Here is a 21,153-nt window from a genome sequence, read left to right on the forward strand (position 1 = left end):
CCTGCAGCAGGGCACCTGGCGTGGGCCCGGTTGTTCACAAGCTCTTCGACTCGTCGTACGCCGCGTGGGCTGTGAGGACCTGGTCCATCCGTCGCTTGGCCCAGCGCGCGAGGCCCGACACCTGCTCGGCGGCTTCCTTGCCGAGGTCGGTCAGGGAGTAGTCCACGCGGAGTGGTGGGGTCCCGGGTTGAGCGGCACGGTGTACGAAGCCGTCGCGTTCCAGAGTCTGCAGGGTCTGGGCGAGCACCTTCTCGGTGACACCGCCGGTCGCGCGGCGCAGTTCGCCGAAGCGGTGCGGGCGGTCGAGCAGCGCGGCCAGAACCATGACGCCCCAGCGGCTGGTGACGTGCTCGAGGATCAAGCGCGAGGGGCACTGTGCCAGTGCCTGGTTGGCATTGGGCTTGAACCGCTCGGGGTCCGGCGGGCCGACGCTCATCGCAGTGCCTTACTTCAAAGTGCGTACTTTCCGGTGATTAATACCTAATCTAGGGTGAATGGCGAGCCCAGAGAAAACGGAGATTCCAGACATGAGCCTCGTCGTCACCGGTGCCACCGGGAACCTCGGCCGTCTTGTCACAGAGGGCCTGCTCGCAGTGCAGGTCCCGGCAGAGCAGATCGTGGCCGTCGTGCGCAGCAAGGAGAAAGGTGCCGTGTTCGCCGAGTGCGGTATCGAGCTGCGGATCGCGGACTACGCACAGCCCGAGACGCTCGCCGGCGCCTTCGCCGCGAATGACCGGGTACTGCTGATCTCCGGCAACGACTGGGGAGCACGCGTGGCGCAGCACCAGGCCGTGACCGACGCGGCGAAGGCGGCTGGGGTGGCCCTGCTCGCATACACCGGCGTCCTCGGCGGCCCGGAGGCGGACTATCGCCTAGCCGACGACCACAAGGTGACCGAGCAGGCAATCCTCGCCTCCGGTCTGCCCTACACCTTCCTGCGCCACGGCTGGTACAACGAGAACCTCACCCTGAACCTCACCGCGATCATCGAGCGCGGCACGGTCGTGGGCAGCGCGGGCGACGGCCGCATCGCGTCCGCATCGCGCGCCGACTTCGCCGCCGCGGCCGTCGCCGTACTGACCGGCCAGGGGCACGAGAACAAGGCGTACGAGCTCAACGGCGACACCACGTGGAGCCACGCGGAGTACGCGGCCGAGCTGTCACGGCAGACCGGCAAGACCATCTCGTACCAGAACGTCCCCGCCGAGCAGCACCTGGCGATCCTCACCGGAGCGGGCGTGCCCGAGGCGAAGGCGGAAGTCCTCGTGGACGTTGACGCGGCGATGTCGCGCGGACTGTTCGCCCGGCGCAGCGACGACCTGGCCCGGCTTATCGGGCGCCCGACGACCCCGCTGTCGGCCACGATCGAGGCGGCACTCGCCGACTGATCCACCCCTGTGAAGCAGCGGCCGATCCCCGGCCGCGGCAGGCCCGACGCCCCCTGACCCGTACGGCCTGGAGATCATTTCGTTTGGAGTTCTTACAGCCAGTCTTTGGCGAGCTTGTAGGACCACTCGAAGTCGGCGTACGCGGTCCCGTCATCGCCGACGATCCGGCTGCGGACGTTGTAAGCGCCGGAGCGAGCCTGCAGGCCCGTGGCCGCCTCCTCGGCCGGAAGCTCCTTCTTGTACGGGCTTCCATCAGGCGAGGGACCGTACGAACCGAGCATGTCTTCCAGCTTGTCCACCGTGGTGCCCGCGCGCTTGACCGCGTGGATGTACCTCATGCCCGAGGTGTCGCCGTAGTTCACACGGAACTCCAGGCCGAGGCTGTACTCCATGCCCTTGATGACGACCGGGCCGGCCAGGAGGCGGCCATCGGCAAGGTCCAGCCGCCGCCGCTCGCGCCCTTCGGAACTCACGGTCAGCGCCAGCAGGACGAGCTTGGGCTCTTCACTCATCGGGCCCCCTCGGAATGGGTGTGATCAGAAGACGTTCGGGCACAACCTATCCACGTCGAAGATCACGGAGTGGCTCCCGTGGGTGATCAGACGAGAGAGCCCCGAGAACGGCCGGAAATCGATCACTCTCCCCAGGTCGCTTCCCTCAAGGAGCTTGAAACGTGTCGAGTAAGAACCGCCCACTCTCTGCGCGTTCCTACTCGACTCCCCCTCCCCAACACACCCTTCGGGCCGGCGAGCAGCGAACAGCCCTCTCCAGCAAGGTCCGACGCGTAATCTCAAATCCATGTCACCGGACCAGGCATCCGAACTGTCGTGTTCGCTCCTCGCCGAGCCCCTGCCCCGGCGGTGGGCCCACAGCCTGGGTGTTGCCACCGCAGCGAGACGTCTGGCTCCGATCCTCGGGGACCACGCGGATGCGCTGGTCACGGCCGCTGTCCTGCATGACATCGGCTATTCGCCAACGCTCGTCTCAACTGGCTTCCACCCGCTTGACGGAGCTCGGTTTCTCCGTGCCCACGGCCAGGCAGAGGAAGTGGTCGTGCGGCTCGTGGCCAACCATTCTTTCGCCCTGTTGGAGGCGGAAGAGCGGGGCCTTCGGGAGGCGCTGGAGGCCGAGTTCCCCCTGCCCGACCAGGGCCTCCTGGTCGATGCGCTCGTGTACTGCGACATGGCGACGACGCCGGCCGGGGAGCCGACCTCCCACGCTGAGCGCATTGCCGAGATCGTCGGGAGGTACGGGCCGGACAGTGTCGTGGGCCGGTTCATCCGCCGGGCGAAGCCGGAGATCGGGCGAGCCGTGGAGCGCGTCGAGTCCCGCCTTGCCGGGCGTCACTGACACCGTTCACATGACGTGCGGGTACTCGCCGCGTAGGAAGTGGCCGATCTGCAGGCGCATGGAGAGGTGGATGTCGAGTTCATCGAGCTCCCCCGGGAGCACCCAACGCACTCCGTCCGCTTCCTCATTGACCGTGGGCGTGCCACCCACCGGCTTGCCGATGTACGTGACTTCGTACGCTTGCCGGATCTCTCCGTCGCTGTAGGCGACGACGTGTCCGGGTGGGGAGTAGACGCCCAGCAGTCCGGTGACTTCCGCGACGATCCCGGTCTCCTCCTTGCACTCTCGGACCGCGCACTGGGCGGGCGACTCGCCGATGTCCTGCACGCCGCCGGGCAGGGCCCACTGGCCCGTGTCGCGGCGCCGCTGGAGGAGGATCGCACCGTCCTCCCGCGCCACCAGCAGGTTGGAGGCGGGGATCAGCGTGTTCGGCTTCGGAGCCGCAGGGTCGTTCCAGTACTCGGTGCGGGCCACGCTCACACTCCTGACTCGGGGTTCCATGGCTTCGCCGTGTTCCAGACCACGTCGAAGCTGCCGACGTAGTTATCGAACCAGCCTTCGCCGCATCGCTGAATGTGGAACAGCGGATTCGCGCTCGCGGGCCGGCCCCAGACGTGGGGGTTGACCAAGAGGTTGTCGTCGTAGCGGAACAGGCTGTTGTAGAGGGTGGTGTCGTGCAGGCGCACCTCGCAGCCGGCGTGGGCGACGAGCTCCCGGTAGTACGTGAGCGAAGCTCTGATCTTGGCGCTGAGGGTGTCGCCGATGCCTTCCTCCTCGCCGCGCTGCGCGACTGCGGCTCCGTCCGGGTTTCCGAAGCAGAGCCGTACGCTCACGCCCTCGTCGGCCCGCTCCGCAAGCATCGCTGCGACCCGGGGGTTCGTCTGCGCGTAGAAGGTCCCGCTGAACACCAGGACGTCGATGTTCACCTTGGCACCGGTGAGGAGGGACAACCACACCTCCCGGGGGACGGAAGCACGGTTGGCGTAGGTCTGGATGAGTTCCGCCTGTGTGGCGTCCTGTGCCCGCCGGTCGATGTTCGGCCACAGGTAGCTCTCTTCCACACCGAGTGCCTGGCACACGATGAACCGGTGCCGCTGGTGCGGGACCCGCCCCTGGGTGATCCACCGCTGGACGCTCTTCGGGATGACGCCGCACCTCTCGGCCAACTCATCCTGGGAGACGCCGCGCTGGGCCATCATCGTGCGTAGCCGCGTGTTCACAGAGCCATGATGAGGGACATTCCGGGGACGTTTCAGCGGTTCGCCAAGATCAGTAGAAGGCTCCTGGACTCGCTTGCTTTCGCCAGGGGTTACAGCCATAGGCTGATGCGATGCGCCGCCTCGTCTACTGGGACATCGACCACACCCTCATCGAGAACTCCGGCGTCTCGAAGGAGACGTACGCCGCCGCGTACGAAGCGCTGACGCACGAAGCGCCCCGGGCTGCCGCCGTGACGGCAGGGCGGACCGACCGGTCGATCATGCGCGCGATGTTCGATGCCCATGGTCGCCGGATACCGTCATGGGCCGAGGTCGAGGTGGCGTTGGCCCGCGCCGGCTCCGCTCGGTTCGAGGCGTTGCAGAAACGTGGCACCGCGCTCCCGGGCGTCCGGGAGGCGTTGAAGGCCGTCGGGCGCATGGATGGTGTGGTGCAGTCGGTCCTGACGGGCAACATCCGGGAGAACGCGCTGGTCAAGCTGGCTGCCTTCGGGCTTGACGGGTTCCTCGACCTGGAGGTGGGCGCTTATGGGGCCGATGGCGACGACCGGGCAGAGCTCGTACCCGTCGCACGAGCACGCACGGCCCGCGCCTACACAGGGGTGGACGATCTGACGCCGATGGTCCTGATCGGGGACACCCCCCGGGACGTGGCGGCGGCCTTCGACAGCGGCGTGAACATCATCGCGGTCGCGTCCGGTGTGCACGATGCCGCCGCTCTTTCAGCCGCTGGGGCCCCGTTCGTCCTGGCCGACCTCCAGGAGACAGACGCCGTGCTTGAGGCCATCGAACAGGCCCTCGCATAGGGATATTTCCCGGGACACTTTCATGTCCCGCGGACGTTTCGAGATTCCCCTCCAGGTGGTTACCCCGTCCCACGGGGTGAGCCGATGATCACTCCGTCCAGCGAGCGACGAATCGGTGACCACCATGACGCGAAGGAACCTCCCGCAAGACCGCCTCGCCCTGCCCGGATGGGTCGCCCGAGGTGTGCCTGTACGCGACACCAGGCAGTGCCGGGTCGGGATCATCCACGGGATCGGTGACCCGGTCCGATTCTCCGACGACCCGCTGTCGCGCTGCGTCTGGCTCCTGCCGCCCGGAGGCGGGTTCGAATGGCGAGCCGCCACCGACGAGATCGAGAGATACGAGGGGACTCCAGGCAGTGGAGAAAATCCCGGTGCCATGGGGGATGGAGCAGGTTCCCGTCTCCCCGGAGAGGGTCAGGGAGGGCGACTGGGTCCTGCACGGGGGCGCGTGGCGTCGCGTAAGGGACATGCGCCGGTCGGAGCACGGACGGGTCCTGCACTTCAAAGGCCACCCGCCCAAGACGGTGGACGGCCCGCTCATGATCGCCCGGAAGAAGGCCTACCCCGGCCGGGGAGCGAAGCGGGGCATCGCGCGGTGAACAAGCCCGACGAGGGCACTCCGAGACCGCACCCGGCCCAGTCAGAAGTGGGTGCGCCGTGACCACCGCGATGGTGAGGACCAGCGAGACCGTGCAGGGCCTGCGGTGCGTGCGAAGCGTATGGCGGTTCGTTCTCCACCGCATCGTCATGCACCCCGAAACCGTGACCTACGGGGCCCAGTGCCTGGCCTGCGACTGGAAGACCGAAGGCGTGGACGACCCGTCGCCCGTACAGCTCGCCTGCATGAAACACACCGGTCGGCACGAGGAGCACACCGCTTTCTGGACATATTGCCGGGCCATGTCCTACGTCCAGCGCGCGGAGAAGGAGGACGACACCAGTGATGAGAGCCGATCGACCGGACCTGGAGAGGGCATGGCGACACGTGGTGACCACCCCGCTGGGGGCAGGTCCCGGCCCCGACTACGCCGCCCCACCCGACGCGCCGGGACCGTCCTGTCCGTCCTGCCGGCGGATCGACGCCGACCTCGCGCAGGCCGTACAGAGCGGCGACGTGATGGCTGAGACACGGATCGCCCGGCAGCGCGCCGCGCACTGGTCGGGCATGCACCCGACGGTCCAGTGGTGAGCCCGCCTCGGCCCAGTCTCAGGAGCGACGACATGCTCTGTCCGCACGGCGGCCACAGCCTCAGACCGCTTCACGCGGGTGTGTACCGGTGCAACGAGCACGGGATCACGATCGTCCGTAAAACCCCGTGCTCCCTGTCCGTCCTCGCGCCTGTTCGGCCCGACAACGCGCCCATCGCACTTTCGCAGGCAGCCGATTGACCGACCTCTATGGAGGAGGCAGCGAAGGTGAACGACCTCTCCATCTGGGCGTCCACGCTGGTGTCAGCCGTGGACGCCGACAACCTCAACCGCCCCGAAGCATGCTGTCGGGACGCCCGCACCCCACATGCCCTGGCCGGTGCCCCTGCCGCCGTTCTCGACCACGTCGCCCTGGCCTACGAGGACTTTCAACGCTGCGGCGCCTTGCCGCTGGGTCGGCTGCGCTCGGACGCGGTCGCCCACCGGCTGACCGTGCACGAGGACGGCGAGAACGTCCTGGTCGCCCGCATGGTGGTCCCCGGCGGCCCCTGGCCCGGGCATTACGGCCTGGAGGCCGTGGCCTTCACCGCGGAACGCGCCGTGATGCCCGAGGTCTTCCCACCTTGTGAGGAGCGCGGCCAAGTCCTCGCGTTCGGGCGGATCGTGGCCGCGTCGAAGGCGTACACCGCCCGCGCCTCCGGCGGCGCCGTTCTCTTCCCCGAACAGCTCGCCGTCACCGCGCGTCCCGCCCGCCAGTCCTTCGGGGTTGTCTTCCTCGACCGGTTGACCACCCTGTTCCGTGACCGGGTCCTGCCGCTCATCGACGACCGGCACGAAGGCATGCACGCCTTCCCGCTACGCAGGCTCCGGCAACTGGCTTTTCTCGCCCACGAGTGGGGCCACCGCCAGGGCTCCGGCGCGGAGCTGGAAGTCCCGGCCCGCAGTCGGCGCTTGGCCGCCGTCATCGCCGAACTCCGCGCCGACCTCGAAGCCCTCGCCATGCTGGAGACCTGCTCCGAAGCCTGGGCACCGTGGGCGGCCGGCGTCCTGGTCGCCGACCGCATCGCCCGCGAGGCGTGGCTCCGCCGCCCGCAGGCCCAGGTGGACGCCATCGCCGCCCGCCACCTGCTCGCCCTTCTCCTGCACCACCGGGCCGTGACCCTGACCTCCGGCCACTGCATCGTGCTCCACCTCGACCAGGCCGCCGCCTTCCTGCACAAGGAATTGGAGACGGTGCGAAGCGTCGCGGAAGAGCTTTCCGCGGGAGAAGCCGGGGCGGTGGGCCGCTATCTTGCCGGGTGCGGCTGGGCCATCACCGACGGGGCCACGTGCTACCGCGAGCTGGAACAGCCCATCGCCCGGTACCTCGGCTACCAAGCCTCCATGAAGGAGACCGCCCGTGCGTGATCAAGCCATCGAGACGTACCTGAACGAGCTCGCGGCCAAGGTCCCCGCTCCTGGCGGGGGCGCCGCAGGGGCCCTGCACGCTGCCCAGGCAGCCGCCCTGGTCGCCATGGTCGCCCGCTACAGCACCGGCCCGAAGTACGCCGACCACGAGGAGACGGTCGCCCGGATCACGGAACAGGCGGACTCCCTGCGCGAGCAGGCACTCCAGCTTGCCGTAGAAGACGCCGCCGCCTTCACTGCCGTCACCGACGCCTACAAACTCCCCAAGGACACCGCCGAAGCCAAGGCCGCCCGCTCAGCGGCCATCGCGGACGCCCTCCTCGGCGCCGCCCGCCCTGCCGAGGCCACCATCACCTGCGCTGCCGACACGGTAGCCCTGGCCGAGAAGCTGCTGCCCATCGGCAACCGCAACGTCATCACCGACATCGGCGCCGCAGCGGAGGCCGCACGGGCAGCAGCTGCGACCGCCCGCCTGAACATCGAGATCAACCTCTCCGGCATCGAAGACCCCGACGCCCGAACCGCCCTGCTGAGCTCCGCCGCCCTGGTGGACGCGCTGGCCGACCGTACCGAGCACATCACCGCCACCGTGCGCAAGGAGATCACCAGGTGACCGCCAAACCCCTCCCCGGCAAGGAACTCGCCGCCGCCATCCGTGCGGACGTCACCGCCCGGGCCGCCCGCCTCGCCGAGGCCGGCACCCCGCCCCGCCTGACCGTGGTGACCGCCACCAAGGACGAGTCTTCAGCCTGGTACGTCTCCTCCATCGCCAAGGCCGCCACAAAGGCCGGCATCACTTGCGACGTCCTCGACCTCGGCCCCGACGCCAGTGCCGACAGCATCAGTCGGACGCTGCGAGAGCTCTCGGCAAACCCGGCGGTGCACGGCATCATCATGCAGACCCCGCTCCCCGACGGCATCCGACTCGACGGCGTCGCGGAGGCCATCAGCGTCGAGAAGGACGTAGACGGCGCCAACCCCGCATCCCTCGGCCGCCTCGCCGTCGGCCGCCCCGCGTTCGCCCCGGCCACGGCCGAAGCCGTGATCGAACTCCTCGACCACCACGCCGTCCCGATCTCCGGCTCCCACGTCGCCGTCGTCGGCCGCTCAGCCGTGGTGGGCAAGCCTCTCGCCCACCTCCTGCTCAACCGCGACGCCACCGTCACCGTCTGCCACTCCCGGACCGACGACCTGCCCACCGTCACCGACCGCGCCGACATCCTCGTCGCCGCGGTCGGTCGTGCCGGCCTCATCACCCCCGCCCACATCGGCAAGGACGCTGTGGTCATCGACGTCGGCACCAACGTCACCGACGACGGCCTCCTCGGGGATGTCGCCCTCGAAGCCGCAGAGACGGCCTCCGCGCTCACCCCCGTGCCCGGCGGAGTCGGCCCCGTCACCACGGCCCTCCTCCTCCGGCACACCGTGCAGGCCGCAGAGCAGCAGCGGGCTTGATCCTCTACCCAGTCAGAGCACGGGACGCCAAATACGAGAAGCCAAAGCCAAACACCCCGTGCCATTACGCGTGGCACTGAGCCAGCCACTGCCGCCGTCCGCTTCGTGGCCAGTCCGACTGTTCCCGTCGATCTTCGACGGGAACGCCGGTAGCGTTCCACTCATGACACCCAATATCGGAACTGAACTAAGGCAGCTGCTGGCCAAGTTGAGCGGCTTCCCCATCGGCGCCACAGACTACGTCTCCTACTTCGTCAACGACTCTGGGGAGCGCATGGTCTTCGTGCAACAGCAAGGCGAGAGAGCCGCCACCTTGCTGCACTCGGACCTGGATTGGGAGCCCCATCCGGTCACCGGTCCCACCACGACGATGGCCGATACCGCCCCTGAGGAGATGAAGCAGACGCTGAAGAAGGTGAGCATCGACGGCGGGTTACTGAGCACCCCTATGTGCGGAAGCGCAATCCTTGGTCGGGATGAAGCTCAATGGCTGGACGCCTGTTTTTCAGCCAGTACGCCCCTACGAGCTGACTGATTGATCGGCTGGAGGCCCGGATGCCACCGAGCCCCCAGCCCACCGTCCAAGCCTGGTGGGATCGCGCGCAGTTCCTCGTCCCGGCAAGGCCTCTTCTCCAACCCGCGTCCCGCGAGCACTATCCAGTCCTCAAAGCCCGAAAGATCCAGGCCAGAAGGACGCCCGGCCCTTGTCTCAAGATCGTTCGACAGGAAGGGTGGGCGACATGTCCTCTTCCTGGGTGGCCATCGACTTCGAGACCGCGAACGAGCACCGGGGCAGCCCGTGTGCCGTAGGCATGGCGAAGGTCGTCGACGGCCACATCAACGACACCTGGGGCACGCTGATCCAGCCGCCCGCCGGCCTGAGCCACTTCAACCCGTTCAACGTCGCTGTCCACCGCATCACGTCGGACGCGGTGGCAGGCGCACCCGACTGGAAGGCCACGCTGAGCGAGGTCCTCGCGTTTGCCGATGGTCTCCCCCTCGTGGCACACAACGCTGGCTTCGACATGAGTGTCATACGGGCTGCCTGCACCGCTGAGGGCCTGCCCTGGCCCGAGCTGCGATACACGTGCTCGCAGGTCATTGCCCGCCGCACATGGAAGCTGCTCTCGTACAGCCTGCCGTACTGCACTGATGCTGCTGGGATCGTCCTCGACAACCACCACAATGCCGACGCGGACGCGACCGCATCGGCTGAGGTCATGCTCGCCGCGATGCGCACCGCCGAGGCGGATTCTCTCGACGCTCTCCTGTCCGGTCACCAGGTCCGATGGGGCTGGATGACACCGACAGGTGAATGGCAGGGCAGCCACCACAAGGGCCGCAGTGCCAGGGCCCGCACACCACTGCCTGGCGCGAACCCGGACGCCGCCCCGGACGGCGAGCTGTACGGGGCGGCCGTGTGCATCACCGGCACGCTGACATCCATGACCCGCGACGAGGCGTTCCGCAAGCTCGCCGAAGTCGGGGCCCAGCCGGAGAAAAACGTCACCAAGAAAACGAGCATCCTCGTCTCCGCCTCCCAGACCCAGCTCAAGCCCGGCGCCGCCCTGAGCGGCAAGGCCGAGAAGGCCCAGGCCCTCCTGGAAACCGGCCAGGAGATCGAGGTCCTGGACGAAGACGAGTTCCTGCGCCGCCTGGGCAGCTGACCCCAGCTGCGTGCTGTAGCCGCTGGCAGGGGCCACCCTGCGCCTTGACCTGCGAGAACAGGCACCGCGCGGTCTCAGTTCTGGTCTCATTCGCCCCCGTCCAGCGGGGTCCGCCAGCCCACCCGTCAACAGCTCCGCCCCAGGCCGGCACCGCCCCGCACCCGCCCGAACCCCCAGACGAACATTTGGAAAGCGTGTTGGGGGCAACCCCTCACGAGTTCGAATCTCGTATCCTCCGCCAGTGCCTCACCGGGCACAAACCGAAGGCCCCGACCGGGAAACCGGCCGGGGCCTTCGGCGTCCCATGGTCTCCGTCTTGGCCCCAGTTGAGCGGGAGGCTCCGTTCACCGGCTACGGGACCTCCGCTGCGGTGAGCTGCGCGCTTCCGGGTCTCGGCACGCTCACCAGGGCACGGGCGTTCCGTCCCAGGAGAAGAAGCCGCCGGTGGGGCCGTCGTCCGGCAGCATGGCCAGGCGGAGTGCGCCCTGCGCGGCTTCGGCCGGGTCACCGCCGGCGGCGGCCCAGGCATTGAGATCGGTGGCCCGCAGGCCGGGGGCGAGCGCGTTGACCTTGAAGCCGTCCTCGTCCAGCGTCTGGGCGTAGAAGACGGTGAGGGCGTTGAGGGCGGCCTTGGACGACCGGTAGGCGGCGGCGCCACCGCTTCCCGGGGTGAACTGGGGGTTGGGATTCGTGCTCCAGGTCAGCGACCCGGTGCCCGCCAGTGCCTCACCGGGCGTTGACACCGGAACCCGACCCGTTCGACAGTGAGGTGCCTTTCGCGACGGACACCGAGGAGATCGTCGCCGGGTACGCGAAGTATCTGTCGTACAGCGACATCCGCCAGGTCGCCCACGCCATCGACACCGGTGCAGCCATCACGGTCGAGTACATCGCCGCCTCGGGCAACCGGACCGTACGCGCTCTCAGCGACCTGGAACTCGCCCCGCCCTACCTCAATGCCTGGTGCCACCTGCGCGAAGCGGAACGCGTCTCCACTCTCTCCGCATCCATGGCGTGATGCCGGCGTAGGACTCGGTGGCCAGGCCGGGGCAACCCGACGGCCCCAGAAGAAACCTCGTGAGATATACTTGATCCCACATTTGATATCAGGGAGTGCACATGAGTCGGACGGTTATCGACCTGGATGACGACCTGGTCGCGGACGTGGCGAAAGCTCTCGGGACGAGCACCAAGAAGGAAACCGTCAACACCGCTCTTCGCGAGGTGCTGGAGAGCCGGCGTCGCGCCCTGGCTCTCGCCCGGCTGCGGGCCGCGGCGGGCGACGGCGCATTTGATCTGGAGCTGTTCGAGAACAAGGGGAACTACCGCCGGTGAACGCGGCCCAGTTCCTGATCGACACCAGCGCGCTCGCGCGGTTCATGCACGGGGACGCGGAGCAGTACGGCTGGGACCAAGCCGCCGCAGTTGGACTCATCGCGGCCTGCCCGATCACCGAGCTCGAGTTCTTCCACAGCGCCCGGTCGGCCGCCGACCGGGCGCGCGGCATCGAGGACATGCGGCTGATCTTCGGCTGGGTTCCCGTCGACGACCGCTCCTACGACCGCGCCTGGCAGGTCCAGGAAGCCCTTACCAAGCGGGGAAAACACCGCAGTGCCGGAGCAGTCGACCTGCTCGTCGCCGCGACCGCTGAGCTGCAGGGGCTCACCCTGCTCCATCGCGATCACGACTTCGAGTGCATCGCCGCAGTGACCGGGCAAGCCCTCCAGTGGTACGGCCCGGAACACGGCAAGTAAGTCAGCAGTGGCTGCAGTTCTGGTTGCGTTCACCGCCGTACAACACTGTCCAGAAGCCCCACCCGAGTCGGCTGTACCGCAGGCCAGAACGTTCCCGTGCGCACCGGAACCTCCAGGCGGAGACTTGGAAAGCGTGTTGGGGCAACCCCTCACGAGTTCGAATCTCGTATCCTCCGCCAGCGCCTCACCGGACAATCGCGAAGATCTTCAGATGCGCAGCCGGAGCAGTCGGCTCGTGCTCATCGGGGCAGAGTGATGCCCTTGCTGTACGACGCGTCGAGATCGCGCACCTCCACGGAGGCATGCACTTCCGTTCCGTCCGCCGTCGCGGTGTGGCGTGTCACCAGTTCGAGTACTGCCCGGCTCAAGCAGGCCTTGGCCTCTTCGGAGCGGCCCGGAAGAATTGCCAGCTCGACGTGGACGAGCGCGCGTCCGGGGGAGCCGTCCGCGATGACGGCTCCCTCCATGCGGCGGAAGCGGGTCTTGCAGCTGTCGACCGGGGCGTCGATCATCTCGGCGGTGAGCTCGTGCAGTTCGAGCGCGAACGCACGGCGGTCGAACGAGTCGGCCAGTGGGTCCGAGAAGTCGACGGCTGTGTGCGGCATGGGGTTCCTCCCTATACGACGGCGAGCGACGTCTCCGCCCGCGTCCGTGAGCCTCCGGCGGCCCGGCTGAGCGCGACGCACAGCCCGGCGCCGAGGCCCGCCGCGGCTTCCTTGTGGAACAGGCAGCCCGCTCCCGACGCGGCGACGTCCAGGTAGCCGGCGGCGCACTCGACGACGGAACACAGCAGGATCCAGGTCAGGGCGCCGGCCGGCCGCTCGACGTGGAACCAGCCGGGCACAGCGAGGACGATCATGCAGCAGGCCAGCGCGACCAGGACCGCTCTTGTCCGCGTCGCCTCGGTGCCCCGTCCCGTGATCCACGTCATGACGGGCTTCTGGAGCAGGACGATCACGATGGCGTTGAGGCCGACGAGACAGCCGTACCAGCCGGGCAGCGTGCCGGACTTGGCGAGGAGGTACTGGGGCAGGACGGCGAACACCGCGAACAGCTTGATCCCGATCGCGACACCCAGCAGCATCCATCCGGCCTTGTGCCATCCCGTGGCCGGCTCGGCCCGAGTCCGTTCGGCAGGACCGCGCGCGCCGCCGCGCACGGCCCACAGCGCCAGGCCACCGGAGCACACCAGGACGAGGGCCAGTGGCAGCAGGAATCCCGCGATCCCCCATGAGGGATCCATCAGGGCCACGTACCCGCCGACGCTCAGCCCGAGCCCGACCACCAGAGCGGCGACGAGCCGCACCGAGGCGTCCGGTACGAGCCACAGGGCCGACAGCTCGACGCACACAGAGAATTCCCGGGCCCTGCCGTGATTTCAAGGAATCCGAGGGTGCTTCGGGGGTGCCTCGCGCGCGCGGCGCCTCAGCCGGGTGCCCGGCCCGTCGCGGAGGCCCACCACTTCTGGCACATCAGTCAGGTCTTCCATGGCAGCCCACGCCCCGCCACAGCCGCCTGACCGCCGGATTACTCGCCGGACCATCAATGGCCGGGCCCGAGGCCAAGGAATGGCCGTCCCCGGACCACAGGGGACATCAAGCGGCAGGACCGTCCCGGCGGTCTGACGGGCGTCGCGCAGTCGACCGTCCCGTACGCCGGCGTCCTCCGATTCGGCGTCCTGCAATCGGCTTCTCCCCTTGGTGGTAGCCGGTGTTCGGGATCAGCGGGCCACCGGTCGGCGAGGAACGGAGCCGCCGGGGACCGTGGTCCGTTGGGATTCCGTCGTCTTGGATTCCGTCGTCCCGGTGCTGCCGGGAAGGACCGGGAGGAGCCTGCTCAGCCCGCTGGCCCCCAGTGCCCGGACGACGGCGGGACGCGGTGCCACAAGGCGCAGGGCGCCGCCGGAACGGCGGGCCCGGCGGGCGGTGGCGACGAACAGTCCGAGCCCCAGGGCATCACAGGAAGTGACGCCGGACAGGTCGAGGACCAACCGGCTTCCGGGGCCGTGGGATACGCGCAGAAGGCGCTCGCGCAGCCTGGAGACCCCGACGAGGTCCAGCCTTCCGCGGACCATGACCACGTGGGCTTCCCGTCCGGCGGAGGGAACGAGCCGCCGGCGAGTGGGGACGAGGACGGTTCCGGGATCCACGGGCACCACACGCCTCCTGGGAGCGGAGCACATCTCGACACTGCCGGGGGCTGGGGCTTCACCACACAACGTAGCCTTTCCCGCACGCCGCGAACAGGGCTGGACGGGACCGGTCCGGCCGAGGAGGACGGTTCAGCCAAGGAAGGACAGCCGGACCCGGCGGTCGGGGCTGTCCCCGCCCGCGTTCACCAGGACGACGGACTGGGACGTCCCCAGCACCAGCTCACCGTCGACCACGGGCAGCGTGGCGTGCGGCGGGACCAGGGCCGGAAGCAGGTGGCCACGGCCGTGACCTGGACCGCCGTAGCGGTCTCGCCGGCGGTCGTCCGCGGGAAGAACATCGCGGAGGGCCGCCAACAGGTCGTCATCGCTGCCCGCGCCGGTCTCGATGACGGCCGGACCGGACGTCGCGTGAGGGGTGAAGACGTTCAGCAGCCCGTTCCGCCCGTGGGCGACCTCCCGGAGGAACGCGGAACATGCGTTCGCCAGGTCACGCGTGGTCTCGGTGGAGCCGGTCGTCGTGTCGATGGTGCAGGTGGTGAAGGTGCCGGACAGGGTTCACCGGTACCCCTTGCGAGGCAAAAGCACTGACGGCCGGACGGGTTGCTCCTCCGGGAGTCCGTCGGCAGGGACGCACCGTCCGGTCGACCTGCCAGCTTCCATGCCGGTGCCTCTCTCGGGCGACAGCACGGGGCCGCGGACAGCGGGCCCGGAGACAGGTCGACACCATGACGGTGACCACCGAACATCCCCCGCTGACCGATGCATCCTCCGGCCGCCCGCCGCCCAGGTGGCCGCGCCCCCGGTACCTGACAGACGAACTGCCCGCAGTCACGGATGTGTTGGCCCTGTTGCGGGAAGGCATGACCCGCAGCGTCGTCAACCCACAGAACCGGCCCGTCATTTCGTGCAAGGTGCCCGCCAACGGCCATGCGGTGAAGGCCGTCCGGTCCACGGCAGAACCGGACCCGCGCAAGATCCTGCCACTGCCCTACGGCCACGACGGCTACAGCAGCCACGGCACCGGTCGGCCTCACCGAACCCACCGAACCCACCAAGCCCATGGAGGACCCGGACCCACCGTCGCGCTGACCCCCGGGCCATCAGCAGCCTGCCGCAGGGTTCAGGGCTGCCGGCCGGCGCCGGTGTCGATGAGGATCTGTTCGGCCTGGGTGATGTTGTCGGCCCGTACGGCCCTGGCCATCGCGGTGCGTGCCGCGTCGGGCGCCGCGTCGGGCGGGACCACCAGCAGGGCGAAGTGATCGTTGTCGCCCCGGGTGATGAGGACCGTGTCGTCACCGACGGGGAAGGAGTCGATGTGCACGACCCGGCCACCGATGGTCAGTCGTACCGGGAGCTCTCCCCAGGCACTCTGGTCCAAGCCGACGCGCGTGACGGGACCGAGGTGCTCGGTCAGGGCACTGATCAGGCCGGGAAGCTCGGCGCCGATGTCGCGGGAACGCGGCCACCACGCGCCGTCCAGAATCCCCCCGCGCTCCTGCGTCGTCTCCAGCCGCAGGAGCGCTGTCCCGGGTTTCACGGCATGGTGAATCGCATCCGGCAGAAGCCTGGGAAGGTCTGGGGTGTCGGAATCGGCCATGGTTGCTCACCTGCCTCCGGGACCGGCGTATCGGCTCGTCGTCCGGACCGCGTCGACAGCCCCGGGCGAAGCGCTCGCGACTGTCCTCACCGTACTCCACGGGCCCATGGTCCGCACCACCGGTCACGGGCCCGCGCCCCGAGAAAATGCCTGGTCGCACGCGCTGCACGGGCCATGGCCCGGAGTACAGTGAAAAGACCGGGAGCACTTCGTACACCGGCTTCCACGCCGGTGTCGTTTTCGGTGAGCGACAACGCCGGACAGCCGAAGAGGCGCCCGGGGGCAGGTTCGCGTCATGACTGTGACCATCGACCGTACGACCAGGGACGAGCACGTCCCTCGGCCGCCCGCTCGCCTGGCCCTGCGCCCGGCCGACGCGACACCGGGTCTCCTGGACGGAGCCTGGTGGCCCCGCTCACGCGACCTCTCCCTCGAACTGCCCGCCCTGGTCGACAGGCTGGACCGCGCCTGGGGCCGGATCACGCGCGTCACGGTGAACCCGGCCTTCTGGCCCGTGGTCCCCCACAAGGTGGCGGTCTCCGGGCACACGGTGCACGTGGGATGGTCCACGGACGAACAGGACCCGCACAAGCTGCTCCTGCTCTCCCGCACCGCGGGCCGCTGGGACCTGCTGGTGATCCCGCCGGAAACCGGCCCGGCCGCGGCCGCCCGGCTGATGACCGCCGCGTCCACCCCCGGAAGCCTGCTCACCGCGAGCATGCTGATGGACGACGAGAGCGCTGCCGACGAGGCGGCGGAGTCACGGGGCCGGGAAGAGGCGTGGGAGACCGACGGCGGAACCGCGTCGTCACCGGCCGGGAACCCGGCCGACGGCCTTTCCCCCTCCGCCCAAGGGGTGTGAGAACCATGCAGATTGCCATCACGCTCGTCGTGATCCTCGCCGCCGTCGCTGTGGGAATCCTCCTGATCCACCTGCTCAACCGGCAGCACGACGAAAGGATCGCGGGCTTCCGCTACAGCGGTGTCCTGCCCTGGCGCGACAGCAGGAGCCGGAACCGCCCGCGGTCGGAGATCGATCCCACCGGGCCCCTCATCGCCCGCACCCGCCGCGAGCAACAGCACGAGGACCGCGGACGGCGCGGCCTCTTCTCCGGCCGGGGACGGCGGGCGTGACGCCGGCACGCGCCACCACACCTCAGCCCCACCCCGGGAACGAGGCCGATATGAGACCTACGGAACCAGCGCCTCCCACAGGGCACGCGGACGTCCGCATCATCGCCGCCTCCCCCGACACCGCCCGCCGTGTCGCGGAAGTTCTCCGGCACTGCTTCGACTCCACCGAGCAGCGCAGCTATCCGGCCGGACAGGGCGGCGGCACCCTGCTCCACCTCACCGTGGACACCACCCACCCCGCCGAGCCCGCACGCTCCTGGCTGGCGTCCAGCCGGACTTCAGCGGACGACCACTCACAGGATCACCAGGAACACCAGGGTCACAAGGGTCACAAGGTCTGAAGCACTCACGGTCGACACGGGTGACCCCATGGGTCAAGTGGGGCAAGCGGGTCAAGCGTCGGCCGGCTCGTCCTGTGATTCCGTCCCCTGAGGAACGACCGGCGGTACGTGCACGCACCGGGTGACGGCGCCCGTGTCCGTCTCACGCAGCCCGTGTTGGTCGCACCGGGGGCACGCGTCGATCACGGAACGGTCGCGCACGCGCTTGACGTCGGCGTTCAGCTCCCTGAGCGCGTCAAGCGCGAGAGGCTGCTGATGCCAGCGTGGCGGCTCGTACTCGGGTATGGCGTGGTGGACCTCAACGGCCTTGTCGATCTTGTCGTTGAGGATGGTGACCGCGGCGGAGGACGCTTCCGTCGGCCCCAGCGCGTTGCGTTCCTTCCATCCCGCCGCCGTGTCCGCGGCCCGCCAGGCGAAGCAGATCATCTGGCCTGACGTGTATCCGGCGCCGAAGCCCTTCTTGACGACATCGGCGAGTTGCCGGCGGCGCCCTTCCGGTACCTCGGGGTACTGGTACTTCTTCGTCAACAGACCGTCGAGGTAGCGGATGACGTTGACGATCTCCATGTGCTCGACAAGCTCGGCCAGTGCCTGGCGGGTCTCGTGTGCCTCCGGCCCGGGGCCTGTCATGAAGTAGTTCGTCACGGCCTGTGCGTGCGCGTCGGCCACCTTGCCGCCGCCGACCAGGCGCCACCGCGCCGCCATGCCGTGGAAGCGGAGGCTGCCGTCCTCCTCCGAGAGGCCGAACGCCTTCCGAGGCGTCTCGGGGGCGATGGCCACGAGGTGCGCGTCGTACAGGTCGAGCATGGCCGCCCCGTCCCGGTCCGTATCCCCGGTCCATCCGAGAAGGCCCAGGTCCGCCACGCTCGGCAAGGGCTTGTCGGGGCGGTAGGCGGCGTGGCCGACCAAGGCCGGGTACAGGGCGAGCGCGACGGGGCTGCCGTAGGGAACGCGGCTGCCGGAACCGTCCTTGGCCGCCTCGCCCGCGAGAGCCTCGGCGATCCTGCCCGCCTCTTCCTCGGCCTTCCGCTCCTCGCGTTCCTTCTCGGCTCGGGCCGCCTCCGCCCTGCGCTCGTACTCGCGCTCCCGTTCCTGCTCCTGGACGGCGTCGCACTCGGGGCACAGGTACTCGCTGTTGGGGCGGTCGAGGTACTTTCCGGCGACCTTGACGGCCCACGAACGGTTGGTGACCCGGATCGGCTCGCCGCAGTTGGCGCACAGCGAGTTCAGCAGAATCGCGTGCGAGACGGACGTCGCGGTGGCCGCCGCCCATTGCTGCTCGCCGATGCTTCCGACAGTACGGGCCCACGTACCGTCCTCGGTGATCTCCCAGTACAGCTTCGCGACTTCTTGGGCCTGCTGCGGCTGACCGGACTTGACGACCACACGGATACGGGGCGCGCCAGGCGGAAAATCGATCATCACCGATGTCGGTGCGGCCTGCTCCTTCTTCGCCTGTTCCTTCTTACGGCGACGTCCGCGCTTACCCATGCGCCCCTCCCTCGTGCACTGTTCCGATCCTCCCGCACGCGCACCGGGTTGACGCCCTTTTCCACAGGCGAGGAGTTGCCGAGGCCCCTGCGCCACCGGGCGGGCGAGCCGATCAGAATGAGGAAGAACAAACAATCCGGTACGGAAATGGTGACGTGATGGACCTCTTGGTCATGGCGGGGCGGGTACTGACCGGGCCCGCCGGGGAGTGCGTGGAGGACGGCGCGGTGTTCGTCCGGGGCGACGCGATCGTCGCGGCGGGTCCCCGGGCCGAGGTGGAGGCGGTCGTACCGGCGGACGTGCGGCGGATATCGCTGCCGGAGGCCACCGTGCTGCCGGGGCTCGTCGACTGCCATGTGCACCTCGCCTTCGATGCGAGCGCCGACCCGGTCGGCGCCCTCGAGGAGAGCGACGACACCGGCCTGCTGCTGGGCATGGCCAAGCGGGCCGGGCAGTTGGTGCGCAGCGGGGTGACGACGGTGCGCGACCTCGGTGACCGCGGCGGGCTCGCGATGCGGCTGCGGGACGCGATCGCCGCGGGCGACGTGCCGGGCCCGCGCGTCCTCGCCGCCGGGCGGCCGGTGACCGTGCCGGGCGGGCACTGCTGGTTCCTCGGCGGTGAGGTCGAGGGCGAGGACGGCATCCGCGAGATGGTGCGCCGCAACGCGGCCGACGGGGCTGACGTCATCAAGGTCATGGCCACGGGCGGCGGGCTCACCAAGGGCGGACACGCGACCTGGGAGTCGCAGTTCACCACCGACGAGCTGCGCGTCGTGGTGGCGGAGGCCCGCCGGCTCGGCCTGCCGGTCGCCGCGCACGCGCACGGCACGGAGGGGATCGCCGCGGCGGTCGCCGCCGGAGTGGACACCATCGAGCACTGCACATGGATGGTCGACGGCGGTTTCGAGGCCCGTGAGGACGTCGTCGCCGAGATCGCCGCCAAGGGCATCCGGGTGTGCCCGGCGGCCAGCCCCAACTGGCGCGCGTTCGCGGAGCGGTTCGGGTACGAGCGGGCGGACGCGATCTTCGCGCGCGTGCGGTGGATGGCCGACCAGGGCGTGACCCTGATCGCCGGCACGGACGCGGGCGTGCCCCGGGCGGACTTCGACAACCTCGTCGGCAGCCTGGAGTTCTTCCAGTACCTCGGCTTCCCCGCGTCCCGGATCATCGACATGGCCACCGTCGAGGCCGCCCGCGCCCTGGGCATCGCCGAACAGACCGGGCGCCTCGCCGCCGGATACCGCGCCGACCTCCTCGTCGTCGACGGCAACCCCCTCGACGATCTCGGTGCCCTGCGCGACATCCGCCTGGTGCTGGCCGCCGGCCGGCCCCACGTCCCGGAGAACGCCCTGACGGGCCTCACGGGGGCGTAACCGGACGGAGGCCGGACAGAGGCCGGACAGAGGTTCAGGCAGAGGTTCAGGCAGAGGCCGGACGGGGGCTCGGGCAGAGGTCCGGCCGGAAGGGCCGTCGCCCCCACCCGCCCGCTCACGCCGCGGCGTACCCCCCGTCCACCGGGTAGTACCCGCCGTACGCGAAGGACGCCCGTTCGGAGAGCAGGAACGCGGTCAGTTCCGCGACTTCCTCCGGGGTGCCGAAGCGGCCCGCCGGGTGGAGGGCGGCGAAGTACTTCTTGGCGTCGTCGTCGAAGTCCACGAGGAAGGGCGTCTCGACGAAGCCCGGACCGACGGCGTTGACGCGCACCCCCAAGGGGGCGTATTCGACGGCGGCGGTCTTGGTGAGGCCGATCAGGCCGTGCTTGGCGGTGGTGTAGGCGGGCGAGCCCGCGAGGACCTTCACGCTGAGGATCGAGCCCATGTTGACGACCGCGCCGCCGCCCGAGGCGACGATGGCCGGGAGTTCGTGGTGGAGGCTGTTGAAGACACCGGTGAGGTTGGTCGCGATGACCTTCTGGAACTCCGCGGGCGGGAACTCGCCGGTGATGCCCTTCGGGCCCGGGATCGCGGCGTTGTTGACCGCCAGGTGCAGCCCGCCGAAGGTGTCGACCGCCGCGCGGACGGACGCGGCGACCGCGTCGGGGTCGGTGACGTCGGCCACCACGGCGAGGGCGGCGTGACCGGCCGCCGTGAGCTCGGCGGCGACCTTGTCGATCTTCTCGCTGTCGCGGCCGGTGACCACGACGGCCGCGCCAGCCTCCGCCAGCCGGTGGGCGACGGCCCGGCCGATGCCCGAACCACCGCCGGTGATCAGAGCGGTCCTGCCGGAGAATTCCTTGACCATG

At 69.4% G+C, this 21,153-nt stretch carries 28 protein-coding genes and 3 pseudogenes; 19 read left to right on the forward strand and 12 right to left on the reverse strand.

Translation table 11 applies throughout. The annotated features are described in order from the left end of the window. Positions 1 to 34: 34 nt before the first annotated feature. Positions 35 to 436 (reverse strand): winged helix-turn-helix transcriptional regulator, encoded by a 402-nt coding sequence (locus ACWD4A_RS19595; protein WP_451195428.1) that lies wholly within the window; start codon positions 434 to 436, stop codon positions 35 to 37. Between the two features lie 91 nt (positions 437 to 527). Here ACWD4A_RS19595 and ACWD4A_RS19600 point away from each other — a divergent pair, with 91 nt between their 5' ends. Next, positions 528 to 1,388 (forward strand): SDR family oxidoreductase, encoded by an 861-nt coding sequence (locus ACWD4A_RS19600; protein WP_451195430.1) that lies wholly within the window; start codon positions 528 to 530, stop codon positions 1,386 to 1,388. Positions 1,389 to 1,480: 92 nt separating this feature from the next. Here the strand turns inward: ACWD4A_RS19600 and ACWD4A_RS19605 are convergent, their stop codons facing one another. Continuing rightward, on the reverse strand, positions 1,481 to 1,900 hold the full coding sequence (locus ACWD4A_RS19605; RefSeq protein ID WP_451195432.1) for a hypothetical protein: 420 nt from the start codon (positions 1,898 to 1,900) through the stop codon (positions 1,481 to 1,483). 286 nt (positions 1,901 to 2,186) lie between these two features. Between ACWD4A_RS19605 and ACWD4A_RS19610 the strand changes: the two genes are divergently transcribed. Then, positions 2,187 to 2,738 (forward strand): HD domain-containing protein, encoded by a 552-nt coding sequence (locus ACWD4A_RS19610; RefSeq protein WP_451195434.1) that lies wholly within the window; start codon positions 2,187 to 2,189, stop codon positions 2,736 to 2,738. 6 nt (positions 2,739 to 2,744) lie between these two features. Here the strand turns inward: ACWD4A_RS19610 and ACWD4A_RS19615 are convergent, their stop codons facing one another. Both ACWD4A_RS19615 and ACWD4A_RS19620 read right to left on the reverse strand, forming a co-directional pair. Beyond that, positions 2,745 to 3,212 carry an NUDIX domain-containing protein gene (locus ACWD4A_RS19615; RefSeq protein ID WP_451195436.1) on the reverse strand — a complete coding sequence of 156 codons (468 nt, stop codon included), beginning with the start codon at positions 3,210 to 3,212 and terminating at the stop codon, positions 2,745 to 2,747. Positions 3,213 to 3,214: 2 nt separating this feature from the next. Next, positions 3,215 to 3,958 carry a helix-turn-helix domain-containing protein gene (locus tag ACWD4A_RS19620; RefSeq protein ID WP_451195438.1) on the reverse strand — a complete coding sequence of 248 codons (744 nt, stop codon included), beginning with the start codon at positions 3,956 to 3,958 and terminating at the stop codon, positions 3,215 to 3,217. Between the two features lie 110 nt (positions 3,959 to 4,068). Here ACWD4A_RS19620 and ACWD4A_RS19625 point away from each other — a divergent pair, with 110 nt between their 5' ends. The 9 genes and pseudogenes from ACWD4A_RS19625 (at position 4,069) to ACWD4A_RS19665 (ending at position 10,442) form a co-directional block, all read left to right on the forward strand. Continuing rightward, positions 4,069 to 4,761, forward strand: a complete 693-nt coding sequence (locus ACWD4A_RS19625) for an HAD family hydrolase (RefSeq protein ID WP_451195440.1) — start codon at positions 4,069 to 4,071, stop codon at positions 4,759 to 4,761. Between the two features lie 470 nt (positions 4,762 to 5,231). After that, complete coding sequence (locus ACWD4A_RS19630; RefSeq protein WP_451195442.1) at positions 5,232 to 5,363, forward strand: hypothetical protein; 132 nt, start codon at positions 5,232 to 5,234, stop codon at positions 5,361 to 5,363. A 70-nt stretch (positions 5,364 to 5,433) separates the two neighbouring features. Further along, positions 5,434 to 5,640 (forward strand): annotated as a pseudogene (locus ACWD4A_RS19635) (DUF7848 domain-containing protein); the annotation flags it as partial. Between the two features lie 67 nt (positions 5,641 to 5,707). Next, the gene (locus tag ACWD4A_RS19640; protein WP_451195516.1) at positions 5,708 to 5,953 is read left to right on the forward strand and encodes a hypothetical protein; all 246 of its coding nucleotides are present in this window, start codon (positions 5,708 to 5,710) and stop codon (positions 5,951 to 5,953) included. Between the two features lie 227 nt (positions 5,954 to 6,180). Beyond that, positions 6,181 to 7,320, forward strand: a complete 1,140-nt coding sequence (locus ACWD4A_RS19645; RefSeq protein ID WP_451195444.1) for a hypothetical protein — start codon at positions 6,181 to 6,183, stop codon at positions 7,318 to 7,320. Beyond that, positions 7,313 to 7,933, forward strand: a complete 621-nt coding sequence (locus ACWD4A_RS19650) for a cyclodeaminase/cyclohydrolase family protein (protein WP_451195446.1) — start codon at positions 7,313 to 7,315, stop codon at positions 7,931 to 7,933. The genes ACWD4A_RS19645 and ACWD4A_RS19650 overlap by 8 nt, the downstream gene beginning before the upstream one ends. After that, positions 7,930 to 8,775 (forward strand): bifunctional 5,10-methylenetetrahydrofolate dehydrogenase/5,10-methenyltetrahydrofolate cyclohydrolase, encoded by an 846-nt coding sequence (locus tag ACWD4A_RS19655; protein ID WP_451195448.1) that lies wholly within the window; start codon positions 7,930 to 7,932, stop codon positions 8,773 to 8,775. Before ACWD4A_RS19650 ends, ACWD4A_RS19655 begins: the two co-directional genes overlap by 4 nt. 163 nt (positions 8,776 to 8,938) lie before the next feature. After that, positions 8,939 to 9,310 carry a hypothetical protein gene (locus tag ACWD4A_RS19660; RefSeq protein WP_451195450.1) on the forward strand — a complete coding sequence of 124 codons (372 nt, stop codon included), beginning with the start codon at positions 8,939 to 8,941 and terminating at the stop codon, positions 9,308 to 9,310. A 220-nt stretch (positions 9,311 to 9,530) separates the two neighbouring features. After that, a complete protein-coding gene (locus tag ACWD4A_RS19665) occupies positions 9,531 to 10,442 on the forward strand; it encodes an exonuclease domain-containing protein (protein ID WP_451195452.1) in 912 nt (303 codons plus the stop codon). A gap of 401 nt (positions 10,443 to 10,843) precedes the next feature. Here ACWD4A_RS19665 and ACWD4A_RS19670 read toward each other — a convergent pair. Then, positions 10,844 to 11,161 (reverse strand): annotated as a pseudogene (locus ACWD4A_RS19670) (SDR family NAD(P)-dependent oxidoreductase); the annotation flags it as partial. Positions 11,162 to 11,211: 50 nt separating this feature from the next. Here ACWD4A_RS19670 and ACWD4A_RS19675 point away from each other — a divergent pair. The 3 genes from ACWD4A_RS19675 to ACWD4A_RS19685 all read left to right on the forward strand — a co-directional run bounded on the left by ACWD4A_RS19675 (position 11,212) and on the right by ACWD4A_RS19685 (position 12,196). Beyond that, on the forward strand, positions 11,212 to 11,460 hold the full coding sequence (locus ACWD4A_RS19675) for a hypothetical protein (RefSeq protein ID WP_451195454.1): 249 nt from the start codon (positions 11,212 to 11,214) through the stop codon (positions 11,458 to 11,460). A 101-nt stretch (positions 11,461 to 11,561) separates the two neighbouring features. Then, positions 11,562 to 11,777: a type II toxin-antitoxin system VapB family antitoxin gene (locus tag ACWD4A_RS19680; protein ID WP_053752751.1), complete on the forward strand. Its 216-nt coding sequence runs from the start codon at positions 11,562 to 11,564 to the stop codon at positions 11,775 to 11,777. After that, positions 11,774 to 12,196 carry a PIN domain-containing protein gene (locus ACWD4A_RS19685; protein ID WP_451195456.1) on the forward strand — a complete coding sequence of 141 codons (423 nt, stop codon included), beginning with the start codon at positions 11,774 to 11,776 and terminating at the stop codon, positions 12,194 to 12,196. The genes ACWD4A_RS19680 and ACWD4A_RS19685 overlap by 4 nt, the downstream gene beginning before the upstream one ends. Positions 12,197 to 12,435: 239 nt before the next feature. On the opposite strand, the gene ACWD4A_RS19690 is transcribed toward ACWD4A_RS19685, so the two are convergent. Both ACWD4A_RS19690 and ACWD4A_RS19695 read right to left on the reverse strand, forming a co-directional pair. Then, complete coding sequence (locus ACWD4A_RS19690; RefSeq protein ID WP_451195458.1) at positions 12,436 to 12,801, reverse strand: 5-carboxymethyl-2-hydroxymuconate Delta-isomerase; 366 nt, start codon at positions 12,799 to 12,801, stop codon at positions 12,436 to 12,438. Positions 12,802 to 12,812: 11 nt separating this feature from the next. Then, positions 12,813 to 13,547, reverse strand: coding sequence for a hypothetical protein (locus tag ACWD4A_RS19695; RefSeq protein WP_451195460.1), 735 nt, complete (start codon positions 13,545 to 13,547; stop codon positions 12,813 to 12,815). A gap of 69 nt (positions 13,548 to 13,616) precedes the next feature. Here ACWD4A_RS19695 and ACWD4A_RS19700 point away from each other — a divergent pair. Beyond that, positions 13,617 to 13,715, forward strand: a pseudogene (locus ACWD4A_RS19700) (phosphorothioated DNA-binding restriction endonuclease); the annotation flags it as partial. Positions 13,716 to 13,916: 201 nt separating this feature from the next. Here the strand turns inward: ACWD4A_RS19700 and ACWD4A_RS19705 are convergent. From ACWD4A_RS19705 to ACWD4A_RS19715, 3 genes are all read right to left on the reverse strand, one after another. After that, positions 13,917 to 14,345: an STAS domain-containing protein gene (locus tag ACWD4A_RS19705; protein WP_451195462.1), complete on the reverse strand. Its 429-nt coding sequence runs from the start codon at positions 14,343 to 14,345 to the stop codon at positions 13,917 to 13,919. A 132-nt stretch (positions 14,346 to 14,477) separates the two neighbouring features. Beyond that, positions 14,478 to 14,900, reverse strand: coding sequence for a YjbQ family protein (locus tag ACWD4A_RS19710; RefSeq protein WP_451195513.1), 423 nt, complete (start codon positions 14,898 to 14,900; stop codon positions 14,478 to 14,480). 568 nt (positions 14,901 to 15,468) lie between these two features. Next, a complete protein-coding gene (locus ACWD4A_RS19715) occupies positions 15,469 to 15,945 on the reverse strand; it encodes a DUF5994 family protein (RefSeq protein ID WP_451195464.1) in 477 nt (158 codons plus the stop codon). Between the two features lie 295 nt (positions 15,946 to 16,240). On the opposite strand from ACWD4A_RS19715, the gene ACWD4A_RS19720 reads away from it, so the two are divergent. From ACWD4A_RS19720 to ACWD4A_RS19730, 3 genes are read left to right on the forward strand one after another with little or no spacing between them, the layout of a single operon-like run. Continuing rightward, positions 16,241 to 16,807 carry a DUF5994 family protein gene (locus ACWD4A_RS19720; protein ID WP_451195466.1) on the forward strand — a complete coding sequence of 189 codons (567 nt, stop codon included), beginning with the start codon at positions 16,241 to 16,243 and terminating at the stop codon, positions 16,805 to 16,807. A gap of 5 nt (positions 16,808 to 16,812) precedes the next feature. Continuing rightward, entirely contained in the window at positions 16,813 to 17,079 is a 267-nt protein-coding gene (locus ACWD4A_RS19725; protein WP_451195467.1) for a hypothetical protein, read from the forward strand. Positions 17,080 to 17,129: 50 nt separating this feature from the next. Then, positions 17,130 to 17,420: a hypothetical protein gene (locus tag ACWD4A_RS19730; RefSeq protein ID WP_451195469.1), complete on the forward strand. Its 291-nt coding sequence runs from the start codon at positions 17,130 to 17,132 to the stop codon at positions 17,418 to 17,420. 51 nt (positions 17,421 to 17,471) lie between these two features. On the opposite strand, the gene ACWD4A_RS19735 is transcribed toward ACWD4A_RS19730, so the two are convergent. Further along, positions 17,472 to 18,911 (reverse strand): hypothetical protein, encoded by a 1,440-nt coding sequence (locus ACWD4A_RS19735; RefSeq protein ID WP_451195471.1) that lies wholly within the window; start codon positions 18,909 to 18,911, stop codon positions 17,472 to 17,474. A gap of 158 nt (positions 18,912 to 19,069) precedes the next feature. Here ACWD4A_RS19735 and ACWD4A_RS19740 point away from each other — a divergent pair, with 158 nt between their 5' ends. Then, a complete protein-coding gene (locus ACWD4A_RS19740) occupies positions 19,070 to 20,284 on the forward strand; it encodes an amidohydrolase family protein (RefSeq protein ID WP_451195473.1) in 1,215 nt (404 codons plus the stop codon). 115 nt (positions 20,285 to 20,399) lie between these two features. Here the strand turns inward: ACWD4A_RS19740 and ACWD4A_RS19745 are convergent, their stop codons facing one another. Further along, on the reverse strand, positions 20,400 to 21,152 hold the full coding sequence (locus ACWD4A_RS19745) for an SDR family NAD(P)-dependent oxidoreductase (protein WP_451195475.1): 753 nt from the start codon (positions 21,150 to 21,152) through the stop codon (positions 20,400 to 20,402). Position 21,153: the final 1 nt, after the last annotated feature.

It is taken from the genome of Streptomyces sp. NPDC002537 (assembly GCF_053594975.1).